This is a genomic window from Pelomonas baiyunensis (assembly GCF_043555935.1).
In the GTDB taxonomy this organism is placed as follows: domain Bacteria; phylum Pseudomonadota; class Gammaproteobacteria; order Burkholderiales; family Burkholderiaceae_C; genus Pelomonas; species Pelomonas baiyunensis.
This window is the reverse complement of sequence record NZ_JBIGIB010000003.1, coordinates 549,709-568,104: the sequence shown is the minus strand read 5'-3', so window position 1 is coordinate 568,104 and position 18,396 is coordinate 549,709. Positions and strand designations below refer to the sequence as shown.

Here is an 18,396-nt window from a genome sequence, read left to right as displayed (position 1 = left end):
CCAGTCTGCAACCCAAACCAGTACAGAACCAGTACAGTCAAAGGCACAAATACAGAATCTGTACTGCCATGCCCACCGGTACACCCGCGCCGCTGCTGCGCGACGCCAGCCAACCGCTGGCCACCCAACTGGCCGACCGCTTTGCGCTGCGCATCCGCGAACGGCTGCTGCTGCCCGGCGCCCGGCTGCCCTCGGTGCGCGACTGCGCTCGCCAGCACGGTGTGAGCCCGCACACCGTGGTGGCCGCGTACGACCAGCTCCAAGCGGCTGGCCTGCTGGAGGCGCGGCGCCAGCGCGGCTTCTTCGTGCGAGACAGCCGCCCCACCCCGGCCCGCGCCACCGCACGCCCCGCCGGCAGCATGCCCCGCCAGGCGCCCATGGATGCCACCGCGCTCATCCGCGGCATGTTCGAGGCCGATGCCGCCCGCTCCCCCGGCCTGGGCACCTTGCCCGCCGACTGGCTGGACCCCACCCTGCTGCAAACCGCGCTGCGCCGGCTGCACACAAGCGAAGGCCTGCCGGTGCAGGTGAGCTACGGCGACCCCAGCGGCGACCTGCGGCTGCGCACCGCGCTCACCCAGCGGCTGGGCGACCTGGGCATCCACACCAGCCCAGCCCACCTCCTCACCACCAACGGCGCCACCCATGCGCTGGACCTGATCATCCGCACCCAGCTGCAACCGGGCGACGCGGTGCTGATCGACGACCCGGGCTGGGCCATCATGTTCGCGCGCCTGTCCCAGGCCGGCATCCGGCTGCTGCCCGTGCCGCGTGCGCCGAACGGGGCGCCGGGGCCCGATCTCGCCGTGCTGGCCGCGCTGGCAGCGGAACATGCGCCGCGGGCGTACCTCACGGTGTCGGTGCTGCACAACCCGACCGGCCACAGCCTGGACCTGGCCACCGCCCACCAGGTGCTGCGCCTGGCCGACGCGCACGACTTCTTCATCGTGGAAGACGACAGCTACGGCTTCCTGGCCCCGGAGCATTTGCCCCGCCTCGCGGCGCTGGATGGGCTGCGCCGCGTGATCTATGTGTCGGGCTTTTCCAAGGTGCTCACGCCCGCCTGGCGGGTGGGCTACCTGGCCACCACGCCCGAGCGACTGCAGGTGTTGACCGACACCAAGCTGCTCGACGGCCTGACCAGCTCCCCCGTCATGGAGCGCGCCGTGGCCCTGTGCCTGGAGCAAGGCCGGCTGCGCCGCCACGCCCAGCGGCTGCGCGAACGCCTGGCCACCGCCCGCGGGCGCATCGCGGCGCTGGCCACGCGGCATGGCTTTCAGTGGGCGGCGCCGCCGGACGGCCTGTTCGGCTGGCTGGACGTGGGCGTGGACACCGAACGCCTGGCCCAGCCGCTGCTGGACGCCGGCTGGCTCACGGCCCCCGGCGCGCTGTTCAGCGCCACGCGGCAACCAGGCTCGCTGATGCGCATCAACATGGCCACCTCGCAAGACCCGGCCTTCTGGCACTGCCTGCGCCAGTGCGTGGACACCAGCCGGGGCCCACGCACGGGCCCGGCATGACGAAAAGTTCGCGCCCGCGCCCCGCCCTCAGGGCGACCCGAGCCGCCCGTGCCGGCACAATCCGTCCGCGTTGGTGCCGATCTGGCCTCGGCACGTGTTGTGGACATGAGTGAGCCTTTGAAATTTCTCGTTGTGGATGCCCTGGCCGGGGTGCAAACGTTTGTCCGCCAGCTGCTGCAGGCCCACGGCTTCGCGCCCGACCACATCCTGTGCTGCGCGGACCCCGACAGCGCCCTGTCGCAAGGGCTGCTGTTCAAGCCGAATTTCCTGATCACCGACTGGTTTCCCAAGGCCACGCTGCAGGGGCCCGCGCTGTACCAACGCCTGCGCGAGGTGCAGCCGCGCCTGCAGCTGGCGCTGTTCAGCTTCCAGGTCACGCCGGAGCAGGAGTTCGAGGCCGAGGCGCACGGGGCGCACTTCCTCTTGAAGAAGCCCTTCACCGCGGACCAGCTCAAAACCGAGATGACCCGGGCGCTGGAAACGCTGGCCAAGGACCACCCCGCCCTGCACGGCCAACTGCGTGACGTGATGCGCGCCAGCCGGCCCTCGGCGTCGATGGCGCCCGCCGCGCCCACGCGGCCCGTGCTGCCGGTGCTGCCGCCCCAGCCCGTCATCAAGCCGGGCGACCGCGTGCGCTTCAACGGCGAGCTGCACACCGCCCAGTACGTGGTGCACCGCCAAGGCGGCACCGTGGTGCAGCTCAAGGGCCAGGCCAGCTTCGTGCCGGTGGAAAAGCTCCAGCCGGCCTGAGGCCTGCCGGGGCCGCCGCCGAGCGCCCCCTCCCCCCTACCTCCGCGGGGTCAGCCCAACAGCACCAGCCCCATCAGCAGCGGGTACGGCAGTGCCACCGTCGGGCGCATCGCGCTGCGCAGGTACTCGCGCACCAGGCCCAGCCCGCGAGGCCGCTGCGCCAGCCAGTCGCTGTGCAGCTGCATCGCCGGCGCCCCGGATCGCAGGCCCGCCTCCACCGCCAGCAGCCGGGCGCCCAGCCGGGCTTGAAAGGTCTTGAGCACGCCTTCCTGCAGCCACAGCAGGGCCAGCGCGCCCACGGCCAGGCCGATGGACGGCGCCCACAGCGCGACCGCCACGCCGGCCAGCTTCACGGCCAGCGCCCACGCTTCGTACGGCTCATGCTGCGACTGCAGCGCCAGCCACTCCTGCTGCAGGGCGTCGGCGCTCACTTGGCCTCCAGCACTTCCCAGCGCTCCATCAGCGCCAGCAACTCGGTGTCGATCTCGGCCGCGCGCTCGGTCACCTCGGCAATGCGCTTGGCGCCCTGCGTGTAGAGCTCGCTGCCGGCAATCAGTGCGTTCAGCTGCGTCTGTTCGGCCTCCAGCGCGGCGATCTGCTTCGGAATTTCATCCAGCTCGCGCTGCTCCTTGTAGCTGAGCTTGCGCTTGGTCGCCACCACCGGCGCCGGCTCCGGCGCAGGCGGCGGTGTGGGGGCAGCCTTGGGTGCGGCGGCCTGTTGCAAGGCGGCGGCGCGCTTGGATTGGGTCAGCCAGTCCTGCACGCTGCCTTCGTACTCGCGCCAGCGCGCGTCGCCCTCGTAGACGATGGTGGAGGTGACCACGTTGTCCAGAAAGCGGCGGTCGTGGCTGACGAGGAAGACCGTGCCGTCGTACTCGGCCAGCAGCTCTTCCAGCAGCTCCAGGGTTTCGATGTCCAGGTCGTTGGTGGGTTCGTCCAGCACCAGCACATTGGCCGGCCGCGCGAACAGGCGCGCCAGCAGCAGGCGGTTGCGCTCGCCGCCCGACAGCGTGCGCACCGGCGAGTTCGCCCGCGCCGGCGAGAACAGGAAGTCGCCGAGATAGCTCTTCACATGCTTCTTCTGCGTGCCGATCTCGATCCACTCGGAGCCCGGGCTGATGGTGTCGGCCAGCGTGGCGTCGAGGTTGAGCGTGTCGCGCATCTGGTCGAAGTACGCCACCGTCAGGCGTGAGCCCAGGCGCACGGTGCCGCTGTCGGGCGGCAGTTCGCCGAGGATCATCTTCAGCAGCGTCGTCTTGCCGGCGCCGTTGGGGCCGATCAGGCCGACCTTGTCACCGCGCAGGATGGTGCTGGTGAAGCCACGCACGATGGCGCGCTCGCCAAAGCTCTTGGACACGTCCTCCAGCTCCGCCACGATCTTGCCGCTGCTCGCCCCGGTGTCGATATCCAGCCGCACCTTGCCCTGCACATCGCGCCGGGCCGCGTGCTGCTCACGCATCTCGTGCAGGCGCTGCACACGGGCCACCGAGCGCGTGCGCCGCGCTTCCACGCCCTTGCGAATCCACACCTCTTCCTGCGCCAGCAATTTGTCAAAGCGCGCATTGGCCAGGGCCTCGTTCTCCAGCTCGTAGGCCTTGGCGGCCTGGAAGGCGGCGAAGTTGCCCGGGTAGCCGCGCAGCTGGCCGCGGTCGAGCTCGACGATGCGGTTGGCCACGTTGTCCAGGAACTGCCGGTCGTGGGTGATCAGCAGCAGCGAGCCCTTGAAGTCGTTCAGCAGGCCTTCCAGCCAGGTGATGGCGTCCAGGTCCAGGTGGTTGGTGGGCTCGTCCAGCAGCAGCACATCGGGCTGGGCCACCAGCGCGCGCCCCAGGGCCACGCGCTTCTTCAGGCCGCCGGAGAGGCTGCCCACCAGGCGCGAGCCGTCCAGGCCCAGGCGGTGCAGGGTTTCGTCCACCCGCTGCTCCCAGTTCCAGGCGCCGATGTGCTCGATGCGCTCCTGCACCCAGGCCAGGTCGTCGTTCTCGTCGTGGCGCTCATAGCGCTCGCGCAGCGACTTGGCCTCGGCCACGCCTTCGCTGACGACGTCAAAGATGGTCGCGTCGCCGCGCAGCTCGGGCTCCTGCGGCACGTAGACATTGGTCAGGCCGTGTTGCTGCTGCAGCAGGCCGTCGTCGAGCTTCTCGATGCCGGCGAGGATCTTCAGCAGCGAGGACTTGCCGGTGCCGTTGCGGCCGATCAGGCCGACGCGTTCGCCGGTTTCCAGCGCGAAATTGGCGCCATCCAGCAAGGGCACGTGGCCGAAAGCGAGATGGGCGTTGGTGAGGGAGAGGACTGCCATCGGGGGATTGTCCCTGACGGGCCACACCCGACCCCGCCGGGGTGCTGACCTTGCGTATGCTGTGACTTGCAGCAGCAAAAGGATTGGCATGTCCCTCACCCTGGTCGGTCTGCTCGCGCTGGTGGCCGCCGTGCTGTGGTGGTGGTGGCGCAGCGCGCCCCCGTCGACCCCAGCCGCCCCTCCCCCCCGGCGCGCGCCCTCGGCACCGTTGGCCCCGTCGGCTCCGTCGGCCAGCCCCGCCCATGGGGCGGCGCCCGCCCACCCCCCGGTCACGGCCCCGGTCACAGCCCCGCACACCGACCCAGCCCCTGGCACCGCCTGGGCGGACCTGATGGCCACGCAGATCGCGCCACTGCCCGGCCAGACCACGCCCGGACAAGACCTGCCCCCCGACACCCCGCTGCCCCCGCCCACCCGGCTGCCCCTGCATGCCGCCGAACTGCTGGACCCGCTGCTGACCGAGCCGCTGATGGCCGCACTGCGCGCCCTGCCCCGCCCGCCGCCGGCCGTGCACCACCTGATGTCGCCCGCCTTCGTGCAGTCGGCCACCTCGGCCGAACTGGCGGCGCTGGTGATGGGCGAACCGGCGGTGGCCGCGCGCGTCATCGCCACGGCCAACTCGCCGATGTACGGCCTGCAGCAGCCGGTCACCAGCGTGGGGCAGGCCACCACCTTCCTGGGCCTGGCCAGCGTGCGCCAGATGTGCCTGCAGCACCTGCTGGCCGAGTGCTTTCAGCCGCGCGACGCCGCCCAGCGCGCCGAATTCGACCGCCTCTGGCAGGCCAGCAGCATGGCCGGCGAGCTGCTGCAGCAACTCGCCCCACGCCTGCGCATTGCCGAGCCGGGCCAGCTGGCCACGCTGCTGGTGCTGTCCTTCCTGGGCCGGCAGGCCGGTGCGGCCCTGCTGCCCGACGCCAGCGTGCTGCCCCACATGGACGCCTTCGAGCGCGCCGTGCACGAGCAGCAGGAACTGGGCCTGGCGTCCCACGAGCTGGGCCACCTCTTGATGCGCGCCTGGGAGCTGCCGGCCGATCTGGTGGACGAGGCCCGCACGCTGTCGGCCCTGCGCTTCGACCCCGACCGCGTGCTGCCGGCCGACCGTGAAGCCGCCCTCACGCTGGGCGCCCTGTGCGCGCTGCTGGGCGAGCGCATGGCGCGCAACGAGGTGGGCGCAGCGCTGTTCGACCCCGCGCATGACGCGACGCCCGACATGGCCGCCCTGCGTCCGCGCCTGGCGCGCCCGCCGCTGGACCAGCTCACGCAAGAGCTGCGCTCACCGCCGCTGGTGCGGCTGCTCAGCCGCCTGATGCCCACGCACGGCTGATGCCCTCACACGGCTGAACCCGCTCAGCCCAGCAGCTGCGCGGCGTGGTGGCGCAGGTGGTCGTCCACCACGCTGGCGATGAAGAAGTAGCCGTGGTCGTAGCCGGCATGCCGGCGCAGCGTCAGCGGCTGCCCGACCGCAGCGCAGGCCGCCTCGAAGACGTCGGGGTGCAACTGCTCGGCCAGAAACTTGTCGGCCAGGCCCTGGTCGATCAACACGCCGCGTGGATACGGTGCATGGGCTTGCGCCGCCATCAGGGCGCTGGCGTCGTGCGCGGCCCAGGCCGCCGGGTCGTCGCCCAGGTAGCCACTGAAGGCCTTGTGGCCCCACGGGCACTGCCGGGGTGCAGCGATCGGGGCGAAGGCCGACAACGAGCCAAACCGGCCCGGGTGTCGCAGCGCCAAGGTGAGTGCGCCATGCCCGCCCATCGAATGGCCGGTGATGCCCACGCGGCCCAGCCCGGTGTCGCGCTGCATCTGCGGCAGCAGCTCCTTCATCAGGTAGCTTTCCATGCGCCAGTGCGCCGCCCACGGGGCCTGCGTGGCGTCCAGATAAAAGCCGGCGCCCACGCCGAAGTCCCAGCTGTCGCTCTCGCCGGGCACGCCGGCGCCGCGCGGGCTGGTGTCGGGCGTCAGCAGGGCCAGCCCCAACTCCGCCGCCAGCCGCTGCGCGCCGGCCTTGATGGCAAAGGTTTCTTCGGTGCAGGTCAGCCCGGCCAGGCACACCAGCAAGGCGCGCGGCACCGGCGGCAAGAAGAGGCCGAAGCGCATGGGCCGGCCGATCTCGGCCGAGTCGTGCTGGTAGAAGCCTTGGGTGCCGCCAAAGCAGCGGTGTTCGTTCAGGGTCTGCATGGCTGAAGTGTGGCCGCAGAATCCGGCGCATGGCTTCATTCCAGACCTATCTCGTGGGCGGCGCGGTGCGCGACCGCCTGCTGGGCCTGCCCGTGCAAGACCGCGACTGGGTGGTCGTCGGCGCGTCGCCGGCCGACCTGCTCGTCGCCGGCTACCAACCGGTGGGCAAAGACTTTCCGGTCTTTCTGCACCCGACAACGCACGAAGAAGTGGCCCTGGCGCGCACCGAGCGTAAGACGGCGGCCGGTTACCACGGCTTCGCCTTCCACGCCGCACCCGACGTGACGCTGGAGCAAGACCTGGCCCGGCGCGACCTCACCATCAACGCCATGGCCGAGGGCGCCGACGGCCAGGTGGTGGACCCCTACGGCGGCCAACGCGACCTGCAGCACAAGGTGCTGCGCCACGTGTCGCCCGCATTCGCGGAAGACCCGGTGCGCATCCTGCGCCTGGCGCGGTTCGCCGCGCGGTTTGCCAACTTCACGGTGGCCCCCGAAACCGTGGCGCTGATGCGCACCATGGTGGCCGCCGGCGAGGTGGACGCGCTGGTGGCCGAGCGGGTGTGGCAGGAACTCTCGCGCGGCTTGATGGAACGCCAGCCCTCGCGCATGTTCGAGGTGCTGCGCGAGGCCGGCGCGCTGCGCAAGCTGCTGCCTGAGGTGGACGCACTCTTCGGCGTGCCCCAGCCCGAAGCCCACCACCCGGAGATCGACACCGGCGTGCACCTGATGCTGGTGCTGGACCAATGCGCCGCACAAGCCGCGCCGCTGACGGTGCGCTACGCCTGCCTGTGCCACGACCTGGGCAAGGGCACGACCCGCAAGGAAGAACTGCCCCGCCACATCGGCCACGAGGGCCGCAGCGAAAAGCTGGCCCGCGCCGTGAGCGCCCGCTGGAAGGTGCCCACCGATTGCCGGGAACTGGCCGAGCTGGTGGCGCGCGAGCACACCCACGTGCACCAGAGCGGCGGCTTCGGGCCGGAAGCCCGGCTGCGCCTGCTGGAGCGCTGTGACGCCTGGCGCCGGCCGGAGCGCTTCGCCGAACTGCTGTGGGCCTGCGAATGCGACGCCCGCGGCCGCGCCGGGCTGCAAGACCGCGACTACCCGCAGCGGGCCCAACTGGCCGCCGACCTGGCCGCTGCGCAGCAGGTAGACCTGGGCGCCGTCAGCGCCGCAGCCCTGGCGCGCGGCGCCCGGGGGCCCGAGATCGGCCGGGAGGTGCAGCGGGCGCGCTTGGAGGCCCTGCAAGCCCGCGGCTGAGGCACGCCGCCGGGCCGCCCCGGCAGTCCGAAAAGTCACGCCCGGGGCTTTGCGTTGCTTCACCCGAGTGAAAGCGGTTCCATGGCTACAGTGCCAAGTTTTGCGCTGCGCCCACCCCGGGCGTGGCGAGCGAACCGCAGGTTTGAACGCAATGAAGAAGTTGGCATGGGGTCACAGCGCCCGCGTGGGCGCGTCCGTCCTCCTGATCGCCGGGCTGGGCGCCGGTTTGCAAGGGTGCAGCCCCTCCAACAGCCAGCCGGCCGCCGCCACACCGCCGCCGCCCGAGGTGGGCGTGGTCACCGCCGCCGCAGGCCGGGCCGACCTGACCACCGAACTGCCCGGTCGGCTGGAAGCCTTCCGCGTGGCGCAGGTGCGGGCGCGTGCGGCCGGCATCCTGCAAAAGCGTGTGTTCACCGAAGGCGCCGACGTGAAGGCCGGCCAGCCGCTGTTCGAGATTGACGCCGCGCCCTACCGCGCCGCCCTGGCCAGCGCGCAGGCCCAGCTGGCCCGCGCCGAGGCCAACCTGATGCAGGCCCAAGCCCTGGCCGACCGCTACGCGCCGCTGGCCAAGACGCAGGCCGTCAGCCCGCAAGAAGCGCTGGCCGCGCAAGCCGCCGCCAAGCAGGCCGCGGCCGATGTGCAGGCCGGCAAGGCCGCGGTGCAAACCGCGCAGATCAACCTGGGCTACGCCACCGTCACGGCGCCGATTGCCGGCCGCATCGGCCGCGCGCTGGTGACCGAAGGCGCGCTCGTCGGCCAAGGGGAAGCCACGCCGCTGGCCGTGGTGCAGCAGGTGGATAAGCTCTACGTGAACTTCACGCAACCCGCGGCGGAAGTGATGCGGCTGCGCAAGGCACTGGCGGCGGGCCAGATCCAGCGCGCCGCCGGCAAGGAAGCCGCGGCAGTGCAGGTGGTGCTGGAAGACGGCAGCGTGTTTGCGCAGCCGGGCAAGCTGCTGTTCTCGGACCTGAGCGTGGACCCGGCCACCGGGCAGATCACGCTGCGCGCCGAGCTGCCCAACCCGCAAAGGCAGTTGCTGCCGGGCCTGTACGTGCGCGTGCGCCTGGCGCAGGCCGAGGTGGCCGACGGCATCTGGCTGCCGCAGCAGGCGGTGGCCCGCACGCCGCAGGGCGACACGGTGCTGGTGGTGGCCGACGACGGCGGTGTGAGCGCCCGGCCGGTGAAGCTGGGCCCGCCGGCCACCGGCCGCGCGCTGGTGCTGTCGGGCCTGAAGCCGGGTGAGAAGGTGATCGTGGACGGGCTGCAAAAAACCCGCGCCGGCGGCAAGGCCCGCCCGGTGCCGTGGACGCCGCCGGGGGCCGCTTCGGGCGCGTCTGGCGCTTCCGGCGCAGCGCCGGCTGCATCCGCAGCATCGGCAGCTTCGGCCGCCTCCGCCGTGATCAAGGGCTGACCCGACCATGGCGCAGTTTTTCATCAACCGGCCCATCTTTGCGTGGGTGCTCGCGCTGTTCATCGCCGTGATCGGCGGGGTGGCGGTCAAGCAGCTGCCGATTGCGCAGTACCCGCCCGTGGCGCCGCCGGCGATTTCGGTGTCGGTCACCTACCCCGGCGCCTCGGCGCAGACGCTGGAAGACGCGGTCATCAGCATCATCGAGCGCGAGATGAATGGCTCGCCCGGCCTCATCTACATGGAGGCCGTGAGCCAGGCCGACGGCACCGGCTCGCTGACGCTGAACTTCGACCCCGCCACCAACCCCGACCTGGCGCAGGTGGACGTGCAAAACCGCCTGGCTCGCGCGCAGCCGCGCCTGCCCACGGCGGTGATCCAGCAGGGCGTGCGGGTGGACAAGGCCAACCCCAACTTCCTGCTGTTCGGCATCCTGTCCAGCGACAACCCGGCGTTCGACCCGGTCGCGCTGGGCGACTACGCCTCGCGCACCGTGCTGCCGGAAATCCAGCGCGTGCCGGGCGTGGGCCAGGCCAGCCTGTTCGGCACCGAGCGTGGCATGCGCATCTGGCTGGACCCGGCCAAGCTGCAGGGGCTGCGCCTGTCGCCGCAGGACGTGAACGACGCCATCCGCGCGCAGAACGCGCAGGTGGACTCCGGCACGATTGGCGACCAACCCGCCCTGCCCGGCCAAGGCCTGTTCGCCACCGTGGTGGTGCGCGGACAGCTCACCAGCGCCGAGCAGTTCGGCAACATCGTGCTGCGCGCGAACGCTGACGGCTCCACCGTGCGGCTCAAGGATGTGGCCCGCGTGGAGCTGGGTGCGCAAACCTACGGCGGCCGCTCCACCCGGCTCAACGGCCAGCCCTCGGTGGGCATTGGCGTGCAGCTGGCCCCCTCGGCCAACGCGCTGCAAACGGCCGACGCCGTCAAGAAGCGCCTGAAGGAGCTGCAGCCCTACTTCCCGGCCGGCGTGAAGGCGGCGATTCCCTTCGACAGCTCGCTGTTCATCGACATCTCCATCTCGCAGGTGGTGGAGACGCTGGTGGAGGCGGTGCTGTTGGTGTTTGTGGTGATGTTCCTGTTCCTGCAGAACATCCGCTACACGCTGATTCCGACGCTGGTGGTGCCGATTGCGCTGCTGGGCAGCTTCGCCACGCTGCTGGCCCTGGGCTTCTCGATCAACGTGCTGACCATGTTCGGCATGGTGCTGGTGATCGGCATCGTGGTGGACGACGCCATCGTGGTGGTGGAGAACGTCGAGCGCATCATGAGCGAAGAGGGGCTGTCGCCCCTCAAGGCCACGCGCAAGGCGATGGGCCAGATCTCCGGCGCCATCATCGGCGTGACGGTGGTGCTGATCTCGGTGTTCGTGCCGCTGGCGTTTTTCAGCGGCGCCATCGGCAACATCTACCGCCAGTTCTCGGCGGTGATGGTGAGCGCCATCGCGTTCTCGGCCTTCCTGGCGCTGTCGCTCACGCCAGCGCTGTGCGCCACGCTGCTCAAGCCGGTGGAGGCCGGCCACCACCTCGAGAAGACCGGCTTCTTCGGCCGCTTCAACCGCGGCTTTGCGGCCATGGCCAAGCGCTACGAGAACGGCGTGACGCGCATGCTGCGCCGCGCGCCGCGCTGGCTGGTGCTGTACGCCGCGCTGATTGCGGTGGCCGTGCTGATGTTCCAGAAGCTGCCCACCTCCTTCGTGCCGAATGAGGACCAGGGCAGCATCCTCGTGAACGTGCAGCTGCCGCCGGGCGCCACGCAGGAGCGCACGCTGGCCGTGATGCAGCAGGCCGAGGACTACCTGCTCAAGCAGCCCGAGGTGGAGAGCATGGTGAGCGTGGTGGGCTTCAGCTTCGCCGGCTCGGGCCAGAACGCGGCGCTGGGCTTCGTCACACTCAAGCCCTGGGACGAGCGCAAGGGCGCCGAGCACACCGCGCAGGCGCTGGTGCAGCGCAGCTTCGGCGCGCTGGGCAAGATCCGCGACGCGATCATCTTCCCGGTCAGCCCGCCCCCCATCCGCGACCTGGGCCGCGCCAATGGTTTCGCGTTCCGCCTGCAAGACCGCAGCGGCACCCACACCCGCGCCGAGCTGCTGGCCGCCCGCGGCCAGTTGCTGGCGGCCGCAGCCAAGAACCCGCTGCTGGCGGCCGTGCGGCCTGACGGGCTGGAAGACGCCGCCCAGCTGGAACTGCAGATCGACCGCGAACGCGCCCTGGCGCTGGGCGTGCCGATTGCGTCCATCAACGCGGTGCTGGGCACCTCGCTCGGCTCCAGCTACGTGAACGACTTCCCCAACGCCGGCCGCCTGCAGCGCGTGGTGGTGCAGGCCGAAGCACAGGCCCGCATGACGCCGGAAGACCTGCTCAAGCTCAACGTGCAGAACAACGCCGGCCAGCCCGTGCCGCTGGCCGCGTTTGCCAGCAGCAAGTGGATCACCGGCGCGGTGCAAACCGTGCGCTACAACGGCTACCCCACGCTGCGCATCGCGGGTGAGCCGGCCAAGGGCGTGTCCACCGGCACGGCCATGGCCGAGATGGAGAAGATCGCGGCCACGCTGCCCGACGGCTTCGGCTTCGAATGGACCGGCCAGTCGCGCGAGGAAAAGCTCTCGGGCTCCACGGCCTACATCCTGTTCGGCTTCTCGCTGCTGGCGGTGTTCCTGTGCCTGGCCGCGCTGTACGAGAGTTGGAGCATCCCGTTCGCCGTGCTGCTGGTGGTGCCGCTGGGCGTGCTGGGCGTGGTGCTGGGCGCCACCTTCCGCGGGCTGGAGAACGACGTGTACTTCAAGGTCGGCATGATCACCATCATTGGCCTGGCGGCCAAGAACGCGGTGCTGATCATCGAGTTCGCCAAAGAGCTGCAGGCCCAGGGCCGCAGCGTGGTGGAGGCGGTGATCGAGGCCGCGCACCTGCGCTTCCGGCCCATCTTGATGACCTCGCTGGCCTTCATCCTCGGCGTGCTGCCGCTGGTGCTGGCCAGTGGCGCGGGCTCGGCCAGCCAACGAGCCATCGGCACGGGCGTGATGGGCGGCATGATTTCCGCCACGGTGCTGGCGGTGTTCCTGGTGCCCGTGTTCTTCGTGGTGGTGCGGCGCATCTTCCCGGGCAGTGAACGCCAGCGACGACGCGACGCCCACGAGGCGGAAGACGCGACCGGAGGCCAAGCATGAAGACGACGCTGAGCCTGTTGGCCGCCGCCCTGCTGCTGGCCGCCTGCGCCGGGCCGGAGCCCCGCCGCCTGACCGCCCGCGAGGCGGCCGATGCGGCCCTGCCCGCCGGCTTCACCACGCCGCAAGGCACGGGCCCCGTGGCGGCTGAACTGCCCTGGGCCCAGGCCTTCCAGGGCGAGCGACTGCAGCGGCTGATGCCGCTGGCGCTGGAACGCAACCGCGACCTGCGGGTGGCGGTGGCGAACATCGAGTCGGCCCGCGCCACGGCCAGCGCCCGCGACGCCGACCTCTGGCCCACCGTGAACGCGGTGTTCAGCGGCTCGCGCACGCCCACGGCGGCCGGTGGCATCAACAGCCTGTACCAGGCCGGCGTGCAGGTCTCGGCCTACGAGCTGGACCTGTTCGGCCGCCTGCGTGGCCTGAGCAGCGCGGCAGCAGCCCAGGTGCTGGCGGCCGAGTCGGCCCAGCAGGCGGTGCGCACCGCGTTGGTGGCCAGCGTGGCCACGGCCGAAATTGCGCTGCAGGCCGACGAGGCCCTGCTGCGCCTGACCCGCGACACGCTGGCCACGCGCGAGCAGTCGCTGGCGCTGGTGAAGCAACGCTTTGACGGTGGCGTGGCGGGCGAGCTGGACCTGCGCTCGGCCGAGTCCGCCTTGCAGGCGGCCCGCGCCGCGTTGGCCCAGACCCAACGCCAACGCGCGCTGGACGAAAACGCGCTGGCCCTGCTGCTGGGCGGCCCGCTGCCGGCAGACCTGCCCGCGCCGCGCGGCGATGTGTCGGCGTTCGAGCCCCTGGCCGAGTTGCCCGCCGGCCTGCCCGCCGAGGTGCTGACCCGCCGGCCCGACATCCGCCAGGCCGAGTTCGCGCTGGCGGCGGCGGACGCCAACATCGACGCCGCCCGCGCCGCGTTCTGGCCCCGCATCACGCTGACCGCCAGCGCCGGCACCGCCAGCGGGCATTTGTCAGACCTGTTCAAGAACTCGGCCTGGAGCTTTGCCCCGGCGCTGGTGCAGCCGCTGTTCGACGCCGGACGCAACCGCGCCAACCTGGCCGCGGTGCGCGCGGCGCGCGAAGTAGCCCTGGCGCAGTACGAAAAGGCCATCCAGACCGCGTTCCGCGAGGTGGCTGACGGCCTGAGCAGCCGCTCCGCGCTGGCCGAGCAGCGCAGCGCCCTGGCTGCGCAGGTGGAGGCCGAGCGCCGCCGCCTGGACGCGGCCGAGCAACGCTACGCCGCCGGCGTGTCCAGCGCGCTGGACCGGCTGGACGCCCAGCGCTCGCTCTTTGCCGCGCAACAAAGCCTGGTGCAGGTGCAAAGCCTGCGGGCGCAAAGCCTGGTGGCGCTGTACCGCGCACTCGGCGGGGCGCGCTGAGCCATGGGCACGCGTTGGCTGCCCACGCTGGCCGTGCTGCTGGCCGCGCTGGCCGGGGTCAGCCCTGCCACCGCACAAGACACGCTGCGCGAACGCCTGAAGGCCCGCATCGAGCAGCGGCGTGCCGAGCGCGAGGCGCCGGCCGCGCCGGCGGACGACGCCGCTCCCGGTGGCCTGCAAACGCTGAAGGTGCAAGGCCGCGAGGTGCTGGTGCACCTGCCCGCCGGCCACGACGCGGCACGCCCCGCGCCGCTGGTGCTGGCGTTCCACGGCGGCGGCGGCCACGCGGCCCACATGGCCGATGACGCCCACTACGGGCTGCAGCGGCAGGCCGATGTGGGCGGCTTCATCGTGGCGTTTCCGAACGGCTACAGCGGCTTTCCCGGCGGCAAGTTCGCCACCTGGAACGCGGGCGGCTGCTGCGGCGGCGCGCGCGACCGCGGCAGCGACGACGTGGCCTTCGCCCGCGCCGTGGTGGCCGCGGTGCAAGCCCGCTGGCGCGTGGACGCCGGCCGGGTGTTTGCCACCGGCATGTCCAACGGCGGCATGCTGAGCCACCGGCTGGCCTGCGACGCGGCCGACCTGTTCCGCGCCGTGGCCTCTGTGGCCGGCACCGACGCCACCGCCCAGTGCCAGCCCAGCCGCCCCATTGCCGTGCTGCACATCCACGCCCGCGACGACGACCACGTGCTCTACAGCGGCGGTGCCGGGCCGAACGCGTTCCGCGACACCCGCAAGGTGATGGAGTTCGTGTCCGTGCCCGACACCATCGCCCGCTGGGTGCAGCGCAACCAGTGCGCCGCCCCCCCGCAGCCGGTGCTGGACCGCCCGGGCGCCCACTGCGAGGCCTACCGCGGCTGTGCCGGCGGCGTGCAGGTGCAGCTGTGCACCACCGACACCGGCGGCCACAGCTGGCCCGGTGCGCCCGGTGGCGGGCGCGGCAAGGCCGGGCCGTCGCAGGCGCTGGACGCCAACGCGGTGATCTGGCAGTTTTTCGAGCAGGCCGCGCGCTGAGCGATGGCCGGCTTCCTCCGGCGCTTGACAACGTTGTCCACGGTCAAGCATCATCCATGAAAGCGCTTTCATAGCGCCCTGACCCGCCTTTCCACCATGAAGTTCCTCCGCGCCCTCACCGTCTCGCTGGCCCCCGCGCTGGCCCCTGCCCTGCTGCTGGGCGCCAGCCTCGTGGCCCATGCCGGCCCGCCGGCCATTTACGACGAAGCCGCCGACGCCAAGGCCGCCATCCGCACCACGCTGGCCGAGGCCGAGAAAGCCAAGCTGCCCGTGCTGGTGGTGTTCGGCGCCAACTGGTGCGGCGACTGCCGCATGCTGGACGCGACGTTCAAGTCCGGCCCCAGCGCGCCGCTGATTGCGCAGCACTTCAAGGTGGTCAAGGTGGACGTGGGCCGCTTCGACCGCAACGTCGACATCGCCGAGGCCTACCGCGTGCCGCTGAAGAAGGGCATCCCGGCCGTGGCCGTGCTGTCGCCCCAAGGCAAGCTGCTGTACGCCACCGAAGGCGGTGAACTGGCCGACGCCCGCAAGATGGGCGACCAGGGCGTGTACGACTTCTTCACCCGCATTGCCGCCACGGCCAAGTGATTCCCTTGTGACTGCTGTTTTTCGCGCCTCCCACGCCATCCGGGCTCAGTTTTTTGTGTTGGGCGTGCTGTTCGCCACCTGGGGCGTGCATGTGCCCACGGTGAAGTCGCTGTACGGCCTGGGCGAGCAGGCGCTGGCCCTGGCCATGCTGGCCAGCGGCGTGGGCGCCCTGCTGGCGCTGGCGCAGGCCGGGCGCGTGGTGGGCCGCTGGGGGCCGCGTGCGGTCAGCGGCACCATGGGTGTGCTGTGCTGCGCAGCGATTGCCTGCCTGCTGGCCTGGCCGGTGTACCCGGCGCTGTTGGCGGTGATGGCCGTGTTCGGCATCACCGGCAGCCTGCTGGATGTCGCCATCAACACCGAGGCCACCGAGGTGGAGCACCAGAGCGGCCGGCCGCTGATGAGCGGCTTTCACGGCATGTTCAGCCTGGGCGGCATGGCGGGCGCGAGCTTTGGCAGCGTGGCGCCGGGCCTGGGCCTGTCGGCGCAGGGGCACCTGCTGCTGGCCACCGGGCTGGGCGCGGCCCTCACGCTGCTGGCCAGCCGGGCCATGCTGCCCGTGCCCGAGCGGGCCGCCGAAGAAAAGCACCCGCTGAGCCTGCCGCGCGGCCCGCTGCTGCTGCTGGGCGTGCTGGCCGCCATGGGCCTGGTGGCCGAGGGTGCGATGTACGACTGGAGCGTGCTGTTCATGAAGCAGGAGCGCGGCAGCAGCGCCAGCCACGCCGCGCTGGCTTACGCCAGCTTCAGCGGCGCGATGGCCGCGGGGCGCTTCGCCGGCGACTGGGTGCGCGCCCGGCTCAGTGGTGCGGTGCTGATGCGCTTCAGCGGCGTGCTGGCGGCGTCCGGCATGGCGCTGGGCCTGCTGGTGCCGTCGCCCGCGGTGGCACTGCTGGGCTTTGCGCTGGTGGGGCTGGGCCTGAGCAACGTGGTGCCGGTGCTGTTCAGCGCCGCGTCCAAGGTGCCCGGCATCTCATCGGCCCACGGCATTGCCGCGGTGTCGGGCGTGGGCTACCTCGGCATGATGGCCGGCCCGCCGCTGATCGGCCTGGTGGCCGAGCACGCCAGCCTCGCGGCCGGGCTGTGGGTGGTGGTGGTGTTCGCCGGCTTCATGGCGCTCAGCGCACGGCGGGCGATGCGGGCTTGACCGCGGCCGGGTGCACGGCCAGCCTCGCCTGCGCCTCCTGCCATTCTTTCCACTCGCGCGATGCCAGGCCCTGCGCATCGCGCATCTGCGCCGCGCTGAGCCCCAAGGCGCGGCCCGTGGCTGTCTCGGCCCCCACGCCCGCCGGGTCGCGCCCCAGCAGGCGGCCGTACAGCACCAGCGCCTCCAGGTAGCTGCCCCAGGCGCTGAAGTGAAAGTGGTCCGGCCCCCACAAGGCCCACTGGCCGGGCGTGATGCCGTCGTACGGATTGCGGTCGGCCAGCCCCTCCTGCACCGCCCGCAAGGCCACGTCCCCCACCGGCACCACCTCGGCAATGCACGCCGCCGCCGACTGGGCCTGGGCGTAGGCGCTGCGCAGGTCGGCCTGCATGGCCTCCAGCGTCTGGCCGGCCCAGCGCCCGCCCGGCGTGCGGTAGACCTGATCGGCCCGCGCCCAGGTCTCCATCAACACCACCGTGGCCGCCGGGTTCACCGCGTGCACGGCGGCTTCCAGCGCGCCCGCGGCCTCGACGAACAGCCGCGCATCCCCCGGCCGCTGCGGGCTCAGCGTGCTTTGCTCCTGCAGCACCACCACGTCCCAGGGCCGCGATGTGATCAGCTCGCGCTTGTGCGTGAGGTGGAAGTGCAGCGTCTGCCCGCTCACCAATTCACTGGCCACCTCCACCGGCACGCCCGACTCGTCCGCCAGCTGCTTGAACAGGCCCGGCACGCCGCCGTAGCCGGTGCCGTTCAGGTCCGTCACCGCCGCCGCGTTGTGAAACTGAACCGGCGGCGCATGGCCGTGCAAGAAGCTGTTGCCCACGAACAGCAGGCGCAAGGGCGCGGCCGCCGTCGCAACGAGCGCCGGGGGCGGCGGCAGGCGCATGTCGCACGCGGCCCAGGCGCCGCTGCCCGGCGCTAAGGCCGCACCAGCGGCGATGCAGGCGGTGATGCAAGCCGAGATGCCAGGGGTGATGAAACGGTGCCAAGTCATGCGCCCGAGTATGTCCGCCGGCGCCGCGCGCGCCGATGGCGCGATGCTGCGAGCGCGTAAAGCACAACGGCACCCCGAGGGGTGCCGTTCCATGGGCGCGGCGCGCGAATGCGGCGGCATGGAACGACGGTGAAGCCCGGGTCAGCAGGTCGTCTCCGCCACCGCCCCGGCGCCGCAAGTCAAGGCTTCTTGGCCGGGTCCACCGTGCCGTCCTTGCCCGTGTAGGGGTTGGTGTTGCCCTTGGTGCTGTAGTTGTCGCGCTTGCTGTCGTTGGGGTTGGTGGCGTGGTGCGGCGCCACGTAGGTGCCGTCTTTCTTCGTGTACCCGCTCACCGAATGGTTGCCACCGCTGGACGCCGCCGAGCTGTGCGTGGACGTGTGCGTCCCGCCCTTGCTGCCGCCCTTGGCCTGCGCCACCCCACACGCCAGCACCGCCACCGCGGCACCGCACACCACGTGCTTCAAGTTCATGGTCTTCCTCCTTTTTTTGAGTCCTGATCGGACGGGTGGAGGTTAGCTCAGTCAGCGCGTTAGAAGCTTGCTGATTGCGCACTGGCGGATCCGCCGGTTCACGGTCGGGAGCGTCCGGTGTTCATCGGACAACATCGAGTCAGGATCTCCACAACAGCCAGCGCCGCCGCAGCCCGCATGGCGCCTGCAGGGCCGCAGTGGGCGTCGCTCCTGCGTTTGCCCACTCAAGAATCTGAGCCCCA

Annotated in this window: 15 protein-coding genes; 10 read left to right on the top strand and 5 right to left on the bottom strand. The window is 71.5% G+C overall.

Going from position 1 to position 18,396, the window contains the following annotated elements:
- The first annotated feature begins 68 nt into the window (after positions 1-68).
- Together ACG01O_RS13080 and ACG01O_RS13075 are read left to right on the top strand one after the other, a co-directional pair.
- Positions 69-1,520: an aminotransferase-like domain-containing protein gene (locus tag ACG01O_RS13080; RefSeq protein ID WP_394385233.1), complete on the top strand. Its 1,452-nt coding sequence runs from the start codon at positions 69-71 to the stop codon at positions 1,518-1,520.
- A 117-nt stretch (positions 1,521-1,637) separates the two neighbouring features.
- On the top strand, positions 1,638-2,270 hold the full coding sequence (locus ACG01O_RS13075; RefSeq protein WP_394385231.1) for a DNA-binding transcriptional response regulator: 633 nt from the start codon (positions 1,638-1,640) through the stop codon (positions 2,268-2,270).
- A 50-nt stretch (positions 2,271-2,320) separates the two neighbouring features.
- On the opposite strand, the gene ACG01O_RS13070 is transcribed toward ACG01O_RS13075, so the two are convergent.
- Positions 2,321-2,701, bottom strand: coding sequence for a hypothetical protein (locus ACG01O_RS13070; protein WP_394385229.1), 381 nt, complete (start codon positions 2,699-2,701; stop codon positions 2,321-2,323).
- Positions 2,698-4,569 (bottom strand): ATP-binding cassette domain-containing protein, encoded by a 1,872-nt coding sequence (locus tag ACG01O_RS13065; protein ID WP_394385227.1) that lies wholly within the window; start codon positions 4,567-4,569, stop codon positions 2,698-2,700. Before ACG01O_RS13065 ends, ACG01O_RS13070 begins: the two co-directional genes overlap by 4 nt.
- An 88-nt stretch (positions 4,570-4,657) precedes the next feature.
- Here ACG01O_RS13065 and ACG01O_RS13060 point away from each other — a divergent pair, with 88 nt between their 5' ends.
- Positions 4,658-5,893: an HDOD domain-containing protein gene (locus ACG01O_RS13060; protein WP_394385225.1), complete on the top strand. Its 1,236-nt coding sequence runs from the start codon at positions 4,658-4,660 to the stop codon at positions 5,891-5,893.
- Positions 5,894-5,916: 23 nt separating this feature from the next.
- Here the strand turns inward: ACG01O_RS13060 and fghA are convergent, their stop codons facing one another.
- Positions 5,917-6,744, bottom strand: a complete 828-nt coding sequence (gene fghA, locus ACG01O_RS13055; RefSeq protein WP_394385223.1) for an S-formylglutathione hydrolase — start codon at positions 6,742-6,744, stop codon at positions 5,917-5,919.
- Positions 6,745-6,773: 29 nt separating this feature from the next.
- Between fghA and ACG01O_RS13050 the strand changes: the two genes are divergently transcribed.
- The 7 genes from ACG01O_RS13050 to ACG01O_RS13020 all read left to right on the top strand — a co-directional run bounded on the left by ACG01O_RS13050 (position 6,774) and on the right by ACG01O_RS13020 (position 16,693).
- A complete protein-coding gene (locus ACG01O_RS13050; RefSeq protein WP_394385221.1) occupies positions 6,774-8,003 on the top strand; it encodes a multifunctional CCA addition/repair protein in 1,230 nt (409 codons plus the stop codon).
- 151 nt (positions 8,004-8,154) lie between these two features.
- Positions 8,155-9,414, top strand: coding sequence for an efflux RND transporter periplasmic adaptor subunit (locus ACG01O_RS13045; protein WP_394385219.1), 1,260 nt, complete (start codon positions 8,155-8,157; stop codon positions 9,412-9,414).
- Positions 9,415-9,421: 7 nt separating this feature from the next.
- Entirely contained in the window at positions 9,422-12,580 is a 3,159-nt protein-coding gene (locus ACG01O_RS13040; protein ID WP_394385217.1) for an efflux RND transporter permease subunit, read from the top strand.
- Complete coding sequence (locus ACG01O_RS13035; RefSeq protein ID WP_394385215.1) at positions 12,577-13,950, top strand: efflux transporter outer membrane subunit; 1,374 nt, start codon at positions 12,577-12,579, stop codon at positions 13,948-13,950. The genes ACG01O_RS13040 and ACG01O_RS13035 overlap by 4 nt, the downstream gene beginning before the upstream one ends.
- 3 nt (positions 13,951-13,953) lie before the next feature.
- Positions 13,954-14,964 carry an extracellular catalytic domain type 1 short-chain-length polyhydroxyalkanoate depolymerase gene (locus ACG01O_RS13030; protein ID WP_394385213.1) on the top strand — a complete coding sequence of 337 codons (1,011 nt, stop codon included), beginning with the start codon at positions 13,954-13,956 and terminating at the stop codon, positions 14,962-14,964.
- A gap of 96 nt (positions 14,965-15,060) precedes the next feature.
- Positions 15,061-15,552 carry a thioredoxin family protein gene (locus tag ACG01O_RS13025; RefSeq protein WP_394385211.1) on the top strand — a complete coding sequence of 164 codons (492 nt, stop codon included), beginning with the start codon at positions 15,061-15,063 and terminating at the stop codon, positions 15,550-15,552.
- Positions 15,553-15,559: 7 nt separating this feature from the next.
- Entirely contained in the window at positions 15,560-16,693 is a 1,134-nt protein-coding gene (locus ACG01O_RS13020) for an MFS transporter (protein ID WP_394385209.1), read from the top strand.
- Here the strand turns inward: ACG01O_RS13020 and ACG01O_RS13015 are convergent.
- Together ACG01O_RS13015 and ACG01O_RS13010 are read right to left on the bottom strand one after the other, a co-directional pair.
- A complete protein-coding gene (locus ACG01O_RS13015) occupies positions 16,665-17,684 on the bottom strand; it encodes a DUF4886 domain-containing protein (RefSeq protein WP_394385207.1) in 1,020 nt (339 codons plus the stop codon). The two genes, ACG01O_RS13020 and ACG01O_RS13015, sit on opposite strands and share 29 nt — an antisense overlap.
- Before the next feature lie 179 nt (positions 17,685-17,863).
- Complete coding sequence (locus ACG01O_RS13010; RefSeq protein ID WP_394385205.1) at positions 17,864-18,154, bottom strand: hypothetical protein; 291 nt, start codon at positions 18,152-18,154, stop codon at positions 17,864-17,866.
- Between the last annotated feature and the right edge of the window lie 242 nt (positions 18,155-18,396).

Bases quoted from the DNA above. Each gene is read 5' to 3' on its own strand.
- ACG01O_RS13060 (WP_394385225.1), top strand. From the start codon at position 4,658: ATGTCCCTCACCCTGGTCGGTCTGCTCGCGCTGGTGGCCGCCGTGCTG.
- ACG01O_RS13015 (WP_394385207.1), bottom strand. From the start codon at position 17,684: ATGACTTGGCACCGTTTCATCACCCCTGGCATCTCGGCTTGCATCACC.
- ACG01O_RS13045 (WP_394385219.1), top strand. From the start codon at position 8,155: ATGAAGAAGTTGGCATGGGGTCACAGCGCCCGCGTGGGCGCGTCCGTC.
- ACG01O_RS13030 (WP_394385213.1), top strand. From the start codon at position 13,954: ATGGGCACGCGTTGGCTGCCCACGCTGGCCGTGCTGCTGGCCGCGCTG.
- ACG01O_RS13050 (WP_394385221.1), top strand. From the start codon at position 6,774: ATGGCTTCATTCCAGACCTATCTCGTGGGCGGCGCGGTGCGCGACCGC.
- ACG01O_RS13040 (WP_394385217.1), top strand. From the start codon at position 9,422: ATGGCGCAGTTTTTCATCAACCGGCCCATCTTTGCGTGGGTGCTCGCG.
- fghA (WP_394385223.1), bottom strand. From the start codon at position 6,744: ATGCAGACCCTGAACGAACACCGCTGCTTTGGCGGCACCCAAGGCTTC.
- ACG01O_RS13065 (WP_394385227.1), bottom strand. From the start codon at position 4,569: ATGGCAGTCCTCTCCCTCACCAACGCCCATCTCGCTTTCGGCCACGTG.
- ACG01O_RS13035 (WP_394385215.1), top strand. From the start codon at position 12,577: ATGAAGACGACGCTGAGCCTGTTGGCCGCCGCCCTGCTGCTGGCCGCC.
- ACG01O_RS13080 (WP_394385233.1), top strand. From the start codon at position 69: ATGCCCACCGGTACACCCGCGCCGCTGCTGCGCGACGCCAGCCAACCG.
- ACG01O_RS13010 (WP_394385205.1), bottom strand. From the start codon at position 18,154: ATGAACTTGAAGCACGTGGTGTGCGGTGCCGCGGTGGCGGTGCTGGCG.
- ACG01O_RS13025 (WP_394385211.1), top strand. From the start codon at position 15,061: ATGAAGTTCCTCCGCGCCCTCACCGTCTCGCTGGCCCCCGCGCTGGCC.